The organism is Cryobacterium sp. TMS1-13-1, assembly GCF_004403125.1.
GTDB lineage: Bacteria > Actinomycetota > Actinomycetes > Actinomycetales > Microbacteriaceae > Cryobacterium > Cryobacterium levicorallinum.
The window spans coordinates 23,679-37,180 of record NZ_SOGX01000004.1; the positions used below are offsets into that span (position 1 = coordinate 23,679).

General features: G+C 66.0%; 11 protein-coding genes. 6 read left to right on the forward strand and 5 right to left on the reverse strand.

Features of this window, described 5'->3' with window-relative positions; genetic code table 11:
- Window positions 1-106 precede the first annotated feature (106 nt).
- Window positions 107-355 carry a WhiB family transcriptional regulator gene (locus E3T31_RS01925; protein ID WP_035837005.1) on the reverse strand — a complete coding sequence of 83 codons (249 nt, stop codon included), beginning with the start codon at window positions 353-355 and terminating at the stop codon, window positions 107-109.
- Between the two features lie 192 nt (window positions 356-547).
- Between E3T31_RS01925 and E3T31_RS01930 the strand changes: the two genes are divergently transcribed.
- Window positions 548-997: a hypothetical protein gene (locus tag E3T31_RS01930; RefSeq protein ID WP_241977507.1), complete on the forward strand. Its 450-nt coding sequence runs from the start codon at window positions 548-550 to the stop codon at window positions 995-997.
- Window positions 998-1,022: 25 nt separating this feature from the next.
- On the opposite strand, the gene bcp is transcribed toward E3T31_RS01930, so the two are convergent.
- From bcp to aroA, 3 genes are read right to left on the reverse strand one after another with little or no spacing between them, the layout of a single operon-like run.
- A complete protein-coding gene (gene bcp / locus E3T31_RS01935) occupies window positions 1,023-1,502 on the reverse strand; it encodes a thioredoxin-dependent thiol peroxidase (RefSeq protein WP_134467245.1) in 480 nt (159 codons plus the stop codon).
- 24 nt (window positions 1,503-1,526) lie between these two features.
- The gene (rsgA, locus tag E3T31_RS01940) at window positions 1,527-2,636 is read right to left on the reverse strand and encodes a ribosome small subunit-dependent GTPase A (RefSeq protein WP_134467246.1); all 1,110 of its coding nucleotides are present in this window, start codon (window positions 2,634-2,636) and stop codon (window positions 1,527-1,529) included.
- Window positions 2,637-3,998, reverse strand: a complete 1,362-nt coding sequence (gene aroA, locus E3T31_RS01945) for a 3-phosphoshikimate 1-carboxyvinyltransferase (RefSeq protein ID WP_134467247.1) — start codon at window positions 3,996-3,998, stop codon at window positions 2,637-2,639.
- Window positions 3,999-4,103: 105 nt separating this feature from the next.
- Between aroA and E3T31_RS01950 the strand changes: the two genes are divergently transcribed.
- Window positions 4,104-4,772, forward strand: coding sequence for a sigma-70 family RNA polymerase sigma factor (locus E3T31_RS01950; RefSeq protein WP_092451332.1), 669 nt, complete (start codon window positions 4,104-4,106; stop codon window positions 4,770-4,772).
- A complete protein-coding gene (locus E3T31_RS01955; RefSeq protein ID WP_104134452.1) occupies window positions 4,769-5,011 on the forward strand; it encodes a zf-HC2 domain-containing protein in 243 nt (80 codons plus the stop codon). Before E3T31_RS01950 ends, E3T31_RS01955 begins: the two co-directional genes overlap by 4 nt.
- A gap of 295 nt (window positions 5,012-5,306) precedes the next feature.
- On the opposite strand, the gene E3T31_RS01960 is transcribed toward E3T31_RS01955, so the two are convergent.
- On the reverse strand, window positions 5,307-9,077 hold the full coding sequence (locus tag E3T31_RS01960) for a multifunctional oxoglutarate decarboxylase/oxoglutarate dehydrogenase thiamine pyrophosphate-binding subunit/dihydrolipoyllysine-residue succinyltransferase subunit (RefSeq protein ID WP_134467248.1): 3,771 nt from the start codon (window positions 9,075-9,077) through the stop codon (window positions 5,307-5,309).
- 182 nt (window positions 9,078-9,259) lie between these two features.
- Between E3T31_RS01960 and E3T31_RS01965 the strand changes: the two genes are divergently transcribed.
- The 3 genes from E3T31_RS01965 to E3T31_RS01975 all read left to right on the forward strand — a co-directional run bounded on the left by E3T31_RS01965 (window position 9,260) and on the right by E3T31_RS01975 (window position 13,325).
- Window positions 9,260-10,699, forward strand: a complete 1,440-nt coding sequence (locus E3T31_RS01965; RefSeq protein ID WP_134467249.1) for a GuaB1 family IMP dehydrogenase-related protein — start codon at window positions 9,260-9,262, stop codon at window positions 10,697-10,699.
- 221 nt (window positions 10,700-10,920) lie between these two features.
- Complete coding sequence (locus E3T31_RS01970) at window positions 10,921-12,258, forward strand: hemolysin family protein (RefSeq protein ID WP_134467519.1); 1,338 nt, start codon at window positions 10,921-10,923, stop codon at window positions 12,256-12,258.
- Window positions 12,255-13,325, forward strand: a complete 1,071-nt coding sequence (locus tag E3T31_RS01975) for a hemolysin family protein (protein ID WP_134467250.1) — start codon at window positions 12,255-12,257, stop codon at window positions 13,323-13,325. Before E3T31_RS01970 ends, E3T31_RS01975 begins: the two co-directional genes overlap by 4 nt.
- The last annotated feature ends 177 nt before the right edge of the window (window positions 13,326-13,502 follow it).

Below are 13,502 nucleotides of genomic sequence, written 5' to 3' on the forward strand. Positions count from 1 at the left end.
GCGGACGCCGCGGCCCGGCTGCGCGCAGAGCACAAAAAAACGAGCCCGCGGCCTCCGGGAATACCGGATGGCCGTAGGCTCGCGTTCTGTAGCGGTGCCGGCTTTGCTAGGAAGCGCGACGGGCGCGTGCGGCGCGACGCTTGAGCGCACGCCGCTCGTCCTCGCTCAGGCCTCCCCAGACCCCAGAGTCCTGACCGGTCTCGAGTGCGTACTGGAGGCAGACCTCCGTGACGTTGCAGCGAGCGCACACCGATTTTGCCTTCTCGATCTGGTCCACAGCGGGTCCAGTGTTACCGACCGGAAAAAAAAGTTCCGGGTCAGCGGTGAGGCAGGCAGCTTTATCGCGCCAGTCCATAGGGATGCTCCTTTTATTACATGGGTGCACGGCCGATTGGCCAGAGTTGCAGGGTGATGGCCGGTTGCAGGAAAGTGGGATCTGCGCGATAACCGCGTTGAAACAGCTCACGTCCCTGTGAGCGTCAACCGGGCCTCAAATATCGTCCCATAATAGAGGTATCAAATCAATAGTTTTGTATGGCTTTTCGCTGTGAACAGCGACTCTGGTGCGCGGCGCCCAGCTCGGATCGACCTCCGGGCGCTTCGTCGCGCCCCCCTTCTGGGGGTGCTTGTAGCGCTCGTAGCTCTGGAGGCGCTCGCACTGTGGGCGCTCACGGCCTGGTGGGTGCTCGAACTGCTCATCGATACACCGACCTCGATGGGTGGCGCGCTCGCCCTGCTGGCACTGACGGCCGTCGCGGCCGTGTGGGTGAGCGCAATCACGGTCGGCGCCCTGCGCGGGCGTGCGTGGATTCGCGGAGCCGCGGTCACCTGGCAGCTCGTACAGATCATGATCGCCGTCGGTTGCTTCCAGGGCATCTACGCCCGCCCCGACGTCGGATGGGCGCTGCTCGCCCCCTCGATCGTGGTGCTCGTGCTGGTCTTCACTCCGAAGGTCGTCGCCGCGACCAGTCACGAACCGAAGCCCGACGCCGACTGACCACGGCCGCCTGACCGCTAGACGGTCAGGCGTCGATGCCGAGCTTCTTGCGCAGGCTGGCGACGTGGCCGGTGGCCTTGACGTTGTACAGGGCGTGGGTGATGATGCCGGCTTCGTCCAGCACGAACGTCGACCGCAGCACGCCGGTCACGATCTTGCCGTAGAGGTTCTTCTCGCCCCAGGCACCGTAGGCGCGGTGCACGTCCAGTGCGCTGTCGCTCAGCAGCGGAAAGTTAACCGCATCATGCTCCTGGAACGTCTTGAGCTTGGCCGGGGCATCCTTCGACAGGCCGAGCACCTGGTAGCCCGCGGACTTGAGCGACCCGAGGTTGTCGCGAAAGTCACAGGCCTGGGTCGTGCAGCCGGGGGTCATCGCCGCCGGATAGAAATACACGACCACCTTGCTGCCCGCGAAACCGCTAAGCGAAACGGATGCCCCATCCTGGTCGGTCAGGGTGAACTGGGGGGCCGTATCGCCGACTGCAAGGCGCGCTGAATCCGTCATGGTTCCATCGTATCGAGAGCAGACTCAGCGGGCGGGCACAAACGTGGCGAGCAACCGTTGCAGCGAGTCGAGGCGCACCCGGCCGGTGTCGCCGAGCTCGCCGGCCTCAACCGCGTCGATGATCGCGCAGTCCGGCGAATCGGGCAGGTGAGTACAGCCGCGCGGGCAGCGCTCCGCGATCGTCGCGAGGTCGGTGAAGGCCTTGAGAATATTGTCGGTGTTGATGTGACCGAGACCGAAGGAGCGCACGCCGGGGGTGTCGATAACCCAGCCGCGGCCAGCATCCGTTTCGAGGCGCAGTGACACCGTCGACGACGAGGTATGCCGGCCGCGCCCGGTGACGGTGTTGACGACGCCGATGGCGCGGTTGGTGCCGGGCACGAGCGCGTTCACCAGGGTGGACTTGCCGACGCCGGAGTGCCCGACGAAGACCGTGTCGTGCCCGACCAACGCGGCCGAGATCTCGGCGATCGGCATGCCGCCCTCACCACTCTGGAACACCGGAAGGTCGAGGCCAGCGAAGTTGGCCAGGAACGCGGCGGGGTCGGCGAGGTCGGTCTTGGTGATGCACAGAATGGGTTTCACGCCGGCGTCATAGGCCGCGACCAAATAACGATCCACCAAGCGGATGCGCGGCTCTGGGTTGGCCGCAGCGACCACGATCAGCATCTGGTCGGCGTTGGCCACGATCACGCGCTCGACGGCGTCGGTGTCGTCGGCGCTCCTCCGCAGCAGGGTGTCGCGCGGCACGATGCGCACGATGCGGGCCAGGCTACCCTCGGCTCCGGTGGTGTCGCCGACGATATCGACCCGGTCGCCGTTGACGACGGCCTTTTTGCGCAGCTCGCTGGCCCGCGCGGTTGTGATTCGACGCTCGGTGGGCAGATTTTCGTCGAGCATGACGGTGTAGCGACCGCGATCTACCGAGAGGATGCGCCCGGTCAGCGCATCCTGATGGCTCGGCCGGGTCTTGGAGCGCGGTTTACTACCCTTGCGGCCGGGGCGCACGCGCACGCTCGACTCGTCGAACTCCGGTTCGTCGTCGTCGGCGGAGGCCCACCAGGTGTCGCCGGGATCGCCGGCGAGGTCCTCGGCAAGACCCTCAGAACCGTCAGCGGGCGGCGCCACGGGCATCTACAGCGCCGCTTCGGAGATCATCGCGTGCCACAACTCGGGAAACTGGGGGAGCGTCTTCGCGGTCGTACCGATGTTCTCAACCTCGACGCCGGGCACGGCGAGGCCGATCAGCGCACCGGCCGTGGCCATGCGGTGGTCGTCGTAGCTGAGCCACTGGCCGCCGTGCAGGGGCGCCGGTTCGATCCGGAGGCCGTCGGGCAGCTCGGTGACCTTGCCGCCCAGCCGATTGATCTCGGTCGCCAGTGCGGCGAGACGGTCGGTCTCGTGGTGGCGAATGTGCCCGATGCCGGTGATCGTGCTCGGCGTCGAGGCCAGGGCGGCCAGAGCGACGAGGGTGCAGGCGAGTTCCCCGCCAGCGGAGAGATCCAGGTCGACGCCGACGATGTGCTCGCCCCCGGTGACGGTGAGCCGGTCACCGGCGCGCGTGACGACGGCGCCGAACAACGGCAGCAGCTGGGCGAGGTCGGCCCCGACCTGCGTCGTCGTCTCCGGCCAGCCGGTGATGGTGACACTGCCGCCGGCCACGAGCGCGGCGCACAGAAAGGGTGCCGCGTTTGATAAATCGGGTTCGATGTCGACCGTGCGACCGGCGAGCAGACCGGGTGCGACGATCCACTCGCCGACGTTCGGCGTAGACACGTCGACGCCGCGCGCGCGCAGCACCTCGATGGTCATCTCGATGTGCGGCAGGCTCGGCAGCCGTTCGCCGGAGTGGATGAGGTGCAGCCCGTGCTCGAAGCGTGCGCCGGCCAGCAGCAACCCCGACACAAACTGGCTTGAGCTGCCGGCGTCGATGGTGGCCGCTCCGCCGGTGACCGCTCCGCGGCCGTGCACGGTGAAGGGTAGGGCGTGCTTGCCATCGTCGTTGATATCGCCGCCGAGGTCGCGCAGAGCGCCGATGATGGGACCCATCGGGCGGCGGCGCGCACCGGCATCGCCGTCGAACGTGGTCGGGCCGAGCGCGAGGGCTGCGAGCGGGGGCAGAAAACGCATGACCGTGCCGGCCAGGCCGCAATCGATCGTGGTGGAGCCAAGCAATTCCTCGGGCGGGGTCACCAGCAGGTCCGTTCCGAACGCCCCGTCGCCCGCAACGGCCTCGATCGTGGCGCCGAGCTGCCGCAGGGCATCGACCATGAGATCGCTGTCGCGCGAGTGCAGCGGCGCGCGCAGCAGAGACGGTTCAGTGGCGAGAGCGGATGCGACGAGCTCCCGGTTGGTCAGGGATTTCGAGCCCGGCAGAGCCAGCACCGCCTGCAATGGCGCGCCAATGCTCGGCGCCGGCCACCAGACATCCACTTCGGTCGGTGAATTGTCGCCGTACGGATCGAACTCCGGCTTGGAATATCTCGAGATCAACATCGGTTATCAGAATAGTCGGTGATAACAATCTGAGGGAGGCCCGTGACGGTGTCAATGCTGTTAGAAAGACCCTTGGCTGTGGGGAACGGCCTAGAATTGCCCGTGATGACTTCAGACACGCCCGTCAATTCGGAATCTATTCCGGTTGACGACACAGAACTGGTTGCACCGACCAAGGCCGAGCTGCGCGAGCAGACCCGCGGACTGTTCGAAGAACAGGCCCTGCCGTTCCTCGACCAGTTGTACGCGGCCGCGATGCGCATGACCCGCAACCCGTCCGATGCCCAGGACCTCGTGCAGGAGACCTTTGTCAAGGCCTTCGCCGCGTTCGCGCAGTACGAGCAGGGCACCAACCTCAAGGCCTGGCTGTACCGCATCCTCACCAACACCTTCATCAACCAGTACCGCAAGAAGCAGCGTGAGCCCTATCAGGGCACCATTGATGAGCTCGAAGACTGGCAGCTGGGCGGCGCCGAATCGACGACCGCCATGTCGGGACGGTCGGCCGAGGCCGAGGCCATCGACCATCTGCCGGACAGCGCCGTCAAAGAAGCCCTGCAGTCCATTCCCGAAGACTTCCGACTCGCCGTGTACTTCGCCGACGTCGAAGGCTTCTCCTACCAGGAGATCGCCGAAATCATGAAAACACCCATTGGCACCGTGATGAGCCGCCTGCACCGTGGCCGGCGACTCCTGCGTGAGCTCCTGGCCGGTTACGCGGCCGAGCGCGGACTAGGCCAGGGCCAGAAAACATCCGGGAGCGCAAGCAAATGACCGATTGTGGTTGCGAGAAGGCCAAGGCCGAACTCGAAGAATACCTGCACAACGAACTCCGCAAAGACGATGCGGCCGACATTCAGGAGCACCTGGCGACCTGCACCGACTGCAGCGCCGAACACCTGGTCGGACGCACCATGACCGAGGTGATGCAGCGCGCCTGCAAGGAAACCGCGCCCGAAGTTCTGCGCGACCAGGTCCTGCTCAAGCTGCGCGCCCTCCAGGCCTCGCACTAGCTGCGCGCACGCTCAATCGCCTGTCGCTGTTCGCTGGCAGGCAAACGGATGCCGCCGCGCTCGCACGCGGGCCGGCCACGCCGCACCCTCGTGGCACTCGTCATGGATCGTGGGACTCTAGCGCGGGGTGCCGCGAGCGGCGGCGTGACCGCGCGCATCCGCTAACGGCACGTGTTCGTCGCGCCGGCCCCGGTTGCAACCGGCCAGGCACGGGCCGCCAGGCCGCGCCCGCCGCCGCCGCGCAGGAACACCAATGGAGGGTGACCCCGGGGTCACCCTCCATTTTCACGTGCGGTTACAGCGTGAGCGCGTCTCGCTGCAGCTTGGCCTGCTCGACCGCGTGGCGCTTGGCCGAACCTGCCGCCGGCGAGGCCGACGCTGGGCGGGAGAACAGCCGCATGGCGCGCGGGCCGAGCTTGTTGGTCTCCAGGTAGAAGAACGGCCAGGCTCCCTGGTTCTCCGGTTCGTCCTGCACCCAGGCCAGTTCGGCGTTCGGATACTGGGCGGCGACGTTCTTTAGCTCAACGGAGGGCAGCGGGTAGAACTGCTCGACGCGCACGAGGGCGATCTCGGGGTTCGGGTTCTTCTCGAGTTCGTTCAGCAGGTCGTAGTAGATCTTTCCGGCCATGAACAGAACGCGCTTGACGGCGTTCTTGTCGTTCACGCGTGCATCGTCGATGACCGTTTCGAACTTGCCGCTGGTCAATTCAGACACGGCGCTCGTCGCTCCGCGCAGGCGCAGCATCGACTTGGGCGTGAACACGATCAGCGGACGGCGCGGACGCATGTAGGCCTGGCGACGCAGCAGGTGGAAGTACGACGCGGGCGTCGACGGGCGCGCCACGGTCATGTTTTCCTCGGCACACAGCTGCAGGAATCGTTCGATGCGGGCTGAGGAGTGGTCAGGGCCCTGACCCTCGTAGCCGTGCGGCAGCAGCAGCACAACGGATGACCGCTGGCCCCACTTCTGCTCGGCGGAGGACACAAACTGGTCGATGATGGTCTGCGCACCGTTGGCGAAGTCACCGAACTGGGCTTCCCAGAGCACGAGCGCGTCGGCGCGTTCCACCGAATAGCCGTACTCGAAGCCCATGGCGGCGTATTCGCTCAGCAGCGAGTCGTAGATCCAGAATCGGGCCTGGTTGTCCTTGAGGTTGGCCAGTGGCAGCCATTCCTGGCCGTTCACCCGGTCGTGCAGCACCGCGTGACGCTGCACGAACGTGCCGCGGCGGGCATCCTGTCCGGCAAAACGCACCGGGGTACCCTCGACCAGCAGCGAGCCGAGCGCGAGCAGTTCGCCGAAGCTCCAGTCGATATTGCCGTTGCGGCTCATGTCGAGGCGCTTCTGCAACAGCTGCTGCAGCTTATTGTGCACGGTGAAACCGGCCGGCTTGTTGTTGAACGCATCACCGATGAGCTGGATGACGCTCTCCGGGACACCGGTGGTCTCTGGCTCACCTGCGGCGTCTTCACGGGCCTGAGCTTCAGCTTCGGCCTTGGCCGTGGCGGCCATTTCCGGCGTGATGACCGGGATCGACGCGGTCTGGGCAGCGTGGGTCTCGAGGAAGGCGCGCTCGAGGCGATCCTGGAAGTCGCGGTGGGCGGCTTCGTATTCTTCCTCGGTGATGTCACCACGGCCGACGAGCGCCTCGGTGTACAGCTTGCGCACGCTGCGCTTGGCCTCGACCAGGTTGTACATCAGCGGCTGCGTCATCGAGGGGTCGTCGCCCTCGTTGTGGCCCCGACGGCGGTAGCAGATGAGGTCGACGACGACATCCTTCTTGAATTCCTGGCGGTAGGCGAAGGCTAGTTCGCCGACGCGTACCACGGCCTCCGGGTCATCCCCGTTGACGTGGAAGATCGGCGCCTGGATGGTCTTGGCGACGTCGGTGGCGTAAACGCTGGTGCGGGCATCCTGCGGCAGGGTGGTGAACCCGAGCTGGTTGTTGACCACGATGTGTACGGTTCCGCCGGTGCGGTAGCCGCGCAGCTGGGACATCTGCAGGGTTTCGAGTACGACGCCCTGGCCGGCCATCGCGGCGTCGCCGTGGATGAGGATCGGCAGGGTGGAGAAGGTGCCGATCGGCTTGCGGTCCTGCTTGGCGCGCACGATGCCCTCGAGCACGCCGTCGCCGGCCTCGAGGTGCGAGGGGTTCGCGGCCAGTGACACCGGAATCTCGGCGCCGTCTTCACCGCGGAACATGCCTGTGGTACCGAGGTGGTACTTCACGTCGCCGGAGCCGTGTACGGTGCGTGGGTCCTGCGTGCCCTCGAACTCGCGGAAGATCTCGCCGTAGGTCTTACCGGCGATGTTGGTGAGAACGTTCAGGCGGCCACGGTGGGCCATCCCGATCGCGACCTCGTCGAGACCCTGCTCTGCGGCGCCCTGCAAAATGGTGTCCAGTAGCGGAATGGTGCACTCGCCGCCCTCGAGGCTGAAGCGCTTCTGACCGACGTACTTGGTCTGCAGAAACGTTTCGAAGGCTTCGGCCTCGTTGAGCTTGGCCAGAATACGCATCTGCTCGTGGTGGGTGGGCTTGACGTAGGACTTCTCGATTTTCTCCTGCACCCACTTGCGCTGGGCCGGGTCCTGAATGTGCATGTACTCGATGCCGGTGGTGCGGCAGTACGAGTCACGCAGCACACCGAGAATGTCGCGCAGCAGCATCTGGCGCTTCGCTCCGAAACCGCCGGTCACGAAGGACCGGTCGAGGTCCCAGAAGGTGAGCCCGTGGGTGGCGATGTCGAGGTCGGGGTGGCTGCGCTGTGAGTACTCAAGCGGGTCGATGTCGGCCATCAGGTGGCCGCGCACCCGGAACGAGTTGATCAGTTCCTGCACCCGCGCGGTCTTGTCGACGGCGCTCGCGAGGTCGACGCTGATGTCCGGGGCCCAGTGGATCGGGTCGTACGGGATGCGCAGCGCCGAGAAGATCTCTTCGTAGAAGTTGTGCTGGCCGATCAAAAGCTCGTGCACGATCTTGAGGAACTCGCCCGAACCAGCACCTTGAATGACGCGGTGGTCGTAGGTGCTGGTGAGGGTGATGGTCTTGGAGATGGCCAGGCCGGTGAGCGTCTTGACGCTCGAGCCCTGGAATTCGGCCGGGTAGTCGAGGGCGCCGGCGCCGATGATGCAGCCCTGGCCCTTCATCAGGCGGGGCACCGAGTGCACGGTGCCGATGCCGCCCGGATTGGTCAGCGACAGGGTCGCTCCGGCGAAGTCGTCGGCCGTGAGCTTGTTCTGGCGGGCGCGAGTGACGAGGTCTTCGTAGGCGGCGAGGTATTCGCCGAAGGTCATCGTGTCGGCACGCTTGATCGCCGGAACCAGCAGGGCGCGGGTGCCGTCGGGCTTGGGCATGTCGATGGCCAGTCCCATGCCGACGTGGGCGGGGGCGACGACGGAGGGCTTGCCGTCGACCTCGTCGTAGTAGACGTTCTGGCTCGGGAACATCTTGAGCGCGCGAATCAGCGCCCAGCCGATCAGGTGGGTAAAACTGACCTTGCCGCCGCGTGCCCGCTTCATGTGGTTGTTCATGACGATGCGGTTGTCGATGAGCAGCTTGGCCGGGATGGTGCGCACGCTTGTCGCGGTCGGCACGGTCAGGCTCGTGACCATGTTGGTCGCGAGTGACTTCGCCATACCGCGCAGCGGAACGACCTTGTCCTGCTTGACCGGCGCTGACTCGTCGGTGACGACGGTCTGCGGGCTGGTGACGGGAGCGTCGGCGGGAACCGGGGCCGGCTTCGGCGCGCTCGAGGTGGTGCGGGCCGTCGGCTGGTTCTCAGTCACCTGAGCTGGCGCTGCCGGTACGGCCGGGGCTGCGGCGGGTGCGGCTGCGGCCGGCGCCGGTGAAACGGATGCTGCTGGCGCTGCTGCGGGGGCAGCATCCGCTGGAACGGGAGTGTTCGCGGTCTGGTTGTAGCTCTCCAACACCGGCCACCACGACTCATCAACCAAGTTCTTGTCGATCAGGAATCGCTCATACAATTCGTCAACGAGCCACTCGTTTGCTCCGAATTCGCCCGACGTTGTCTCGTCAGAAGCTCCACCGGTTACCTGGCTTGACACCGTGGGATCGCCCACTCTCTGCTTTGAATTTGGATGCCCTCGGCAAGGTCCGTTGCCGGGTCATTCTGCGCTTTCATTGAGCCTGTCGCTGACGATCGTGACCGCCAGGTCAGTCTTACTGACCAGCCTAATCCCATCCCGCGCGACCACTAACACCCTGTCGAACGGCTAGCGTTCTTGGTATGCAGTTCTATGGAACGACGCCCAGCCATGATTTGACTTACTCCGACGTGTTTTTGGTGCCCGGACAATCGGCTGTCACTAGCCGGTTGGATGTCTCCCTGGCACCGAATGACGGTACGGATGCGACGATTCCGATCGTGTCGGCGAATATGAACTCGGTCACCGGGCCACGCCTGGCTGCCTCGCTGGCCCGCCGCGGGGGGCTCGGAGTGCTGCCGCAGGACATGCCGTTGCAGGACCTCGATGCCGCTATCCGCTGGGTTAAAGCCCAATCGGTTCGTTTCGACACGCCGTTCACCTTTGCCCCGGACGATACCGTCGAGATGGCGTTGCGGCAGGTTCCGGCCTCGCCCGGCCAGGGAATCGTCATCCACTCCACCAGCGGAGACTACCTGGGCTGCATCGTCGCCAGCCGGCTGGCGACCGCGCTGCCCGATGCGCGCCTCGGCGATCTACTGCACGGTGAACTCGCCGCGCTCGACGCCGACGACGTCGAGGGGCCGCGCCGCGCCTTCGACCTGATGACGGAGGCTGACATCGATTTCGCGCCGGTGATGCACCACGGCACCGTCGTCGGAACGCTCAGCCGCAAGAGCGCCCTGCGCTCTACCCTGTACCAGCCGACACTGGACGCCCACGGTCGGCTCAAGGTCGCTGCCGCGATCGGCATCAACGGCGACGTCGCCGCCAAGGCCCGCGCCCTCGCCGCTGCCGGCGTCGACATTCTGGTGATCGACACCGCGCACGGCCACCAAGACGGCATGCTGCGTGCTCTCGGCATCGTCGCCGACCTGAACCTCGGGCTGCCGATCGTGGCCGGCAACGTCGTCACCAAGGACGCCGTGCGCGACCTGGTCGGCGCCGGCGCCACGATCGTCAAGGTGGGAGTCGGTCCGGGCGCCATGTGCACCACCCGCATGATGACCGCCGTCGGTCGGCCCCAGTTCTCGGCCGTGCTCGAAACGGCCACCGCGGCCCGTGAGCTGGGCGCGCATGTCTGGGCCGACGGGGGAGTGCGCTATCCGCGGGACGTGGCCCTCGCGCTGGCCGCTGGGGCGGCATCCGTCATGATCGGTTCCTGGTTTGCCGGCACGACCGAGGCGCCAGGAACGCTGAATACGGATGCCCGCGGCGCGCTATACAAGGAAAGCTGGGGAATGGCCTCGACCAAGGCCGTTCAGGCACGCTTCGAGCGCCTCGACGCCTACGACCTCGCCCGTAAGACCCTGTTCGCCGAGGGAATCTCGAGCTCGAAGATCTACCTCGACCCGCTGCGGCCGTCGATCGAGGACCTGCTCGACATGATCACCTCTGGGGTGCGCTCGTCGTTCACCTACGCCGGCGCCACCACCGTCGCCGACTTTCACGAGAAAGCGCTCGTGGGCATTCAGTCCGCGGCCGGGTACGAAGAGGGCAAGGCGCTGCCGGTCTCCTGGTAGGTGTGGTCGGGCGCTGCCGGACGGTTCTCGGACTGCGCTGGTGGGTGTGGTCGGGTGCTGCCGGAGGATTCTCGTGCTGCGCTGGTGGGTGTGGTCGGGCGCGCAGGCAGGTGCGCCCGGTATACTCGGAGGAATAATGGATGACCCTCCCACCGCTGAACCCTCGCCTGACAAACCCTCGCCCGTGACTGCCGGCGGTGAAATCCTTGTCTGAGCTGATCATGCTCGGGTTCGGCCTCATCCTCACGGTGGGAACGGGCATCTTCGTCGCCAGTGAGTTCGCCCTGGTGAATCTCGATCGCGCCGACCTTGAAGCGCGCCGCGATCGCGGGGAAACCCGTCTCGCCATGACCATCGCAGCGCTGAAAATCACCTCGACCCACCTGTCGAGTGCGCAACTGGGCATCACCCTGACCACGCTGCTGACCGGGTACACGATCGAACCGGCCCTCTCGTCCCTGCTGCGGGGCCCGCTCACCGCGGCCGGGCTGCCGGTTGACCTGGTTCCCGTCTTCGGCACCACGATCGCCATCGTCTCGGCGACCCTCGTGTCGATGGTCATCGGCGAACTGGTCCCGAAGAATTTTGCGCTTGCGTTGCCGATTCCGACCGCTCGGCTGGTCATTCCGTTTCAGACCGCGTTCACCGCCGTGTTCAAACCGGCCGTGCTCGTGCTCAACAACAGCGCCAACGGCCTGTTGCGCGCGTTCGGCATCGAACCCAAGGAGGAGCTCTCGGGTGCCCGCACCGCTGAAGAGCTCTCCTCGCTCGTTCGGCGCTCGGCCAGCGCCGGGCTGCTCGAGAAGGACACCGCGACCCTCCTGCGCCGCACGTTGATGTTCTCCGGACACACCGCGTCCGATGTCATGACTCCGCGCCCGCGGGTCGCGAGTATCCACCGCACTGATTCGGCGCAGGACATCATCGACCTCGCGCGTTCCACCGGTTTTTCCCGGTTCCCGGTCGTCGACGAGAGCGTCGACGACGTCGCGGGTGTCGTGCACGTCAAGCAGGCGGTGGCCGTGCCGCGAAATCGGCGAGCGGATGTGCCGGTGTCGGCCCTGCAGACCGACCCGGTTCGCGTGCCCGAAACGATGAAACTCGACGACCTGCTCGGCGAGTTGCGCGGTCGTGGCTACCAGATGGCGATCGTCGTCGACGAATATGGCGGAACCGCCGGCGTCGTCACCCTGGAGGACCTGGTCGAGGAACTGGTCGGCGAGGTCGCCGACGAGCACGACAGGGCCAGGGCCGGCGTCGTGCGCTCGCCCGACTCGCTGACCTTTCCCGGAATGCTGCGGCCGGATGAACTGCTCGATCGTACCGGTGTCGTCGTGCGGGAACAGGGCCCCTACGAGACCGTGGCCGGCTTTGTGATGAGCGAGCTGGGGCGGTTGCCGGTCATCGGCGACCGCGTGCCGGTGCCGGGCGGATTCCTCACCGTTGAGCGCCTGGAAGGGCGTCGCATCGACCGACTGCGTTTCACCCCGGAGGTGGCGCCGGAGCCGGCGGTTCCGCCCGGGCCCAAGACTGATCGAAAGAAGGTGAGCGACAAATGAGCGATTGGGCCGGACTTGCCTGGTTGGTCGTGCTGCTCGCCGCCAACGCCTTCTTCGTCGGAGCGGAATTCGCCGTCATCTCGGCACGTCGTTCCCAGATTGAGCCGCTCGCCGAGGCCGGAAAACGCAGCGCCAAGACCGCGCTCTGGGCGATGGAACACGCAACGCTCATGCTCGCGACCTCGCAGCTGGGCATCACGGTCTGTTCGCTGCTCATTTTGAACGTCTCCGAACCGGCGATCCACCACCTGCTCGAGGTGCCGCTGGCCCTGACCGGCCTGCCGGAGGGGCTGATCGGTACGATCGCCTTCATCGTCGCACTGCTGCTGGTCTCGTACCTGCACGTTGTGTTCGGCGAGATGGTACCGAAAAACCTGTCTTTCTCGGTCCCCGACCAGGCCGTGTTGCTGCTTGCCCCGCCGCTCGTGTTCGTCGCCCGCGTCTTTCGTCCGGTGATCGTCACGCTCAACGCCTGCGCGAATGGTGTGCTGCGGCTGTTTGGAGTGCAGCCGAAGAATGAGGCGACGAGCGCGTACACGCTCGACGAGGTAGCCACGATCGTCACGCAGTCCACCAAAGAGGGTGTGCTGAGCGACGGGACCGGCGCCCTGACCGCCGCCTTCGAGTTCACCAACCTCAAGGTGCGCGACGTGGCTGTTGGTCTGTCCAAGCTGGTCAGTCTGCCCGAGTCGGCCACCCCGGCCGACGTGGAGAAGGCCGTCACTCGCCACGGGTTCTCCCGGTACGTGCTGGCCGATGCCGAGGGCTATCTCACCGGATACGTGCACCTGAAGGACGTTCTCGACCTCGATATCGCATCGGCCGGGGAAGCAACGCTGGCAGCGCCGGACAGCTACTCGGGGCGGATCCCGGCCAAGCGCATCCGTGCCTTGATCTCAATCTTTGAAGACACCGACCTCGAAGATGCCCTCGCGACCATGCGCCGTTCTGGCGCGCACCTCGCGCGGTCGTTCACCGCCGAGGGCGAAACCACCGGGGTGCTCTTTCTCGAGGACATTATCGAGGAGCTCGTCGGCGAAGTGCAGGACGCCACCCGCCGCGAATAGCTCCGTTGAGATGGTCGCGCGTCGCCTTCCGCGAATGACCGCCCCCGAAACGGGTGGCCGCTACGCCCGTTACCGTAGCGCGCACCCAGATCGGGCGCGGTCGCGAAGCGGATGCCGCCAGCGCCTCGCCAAGACACCGACACGGGCGTAAACTACTCCCTGAAAAATGCACATTCG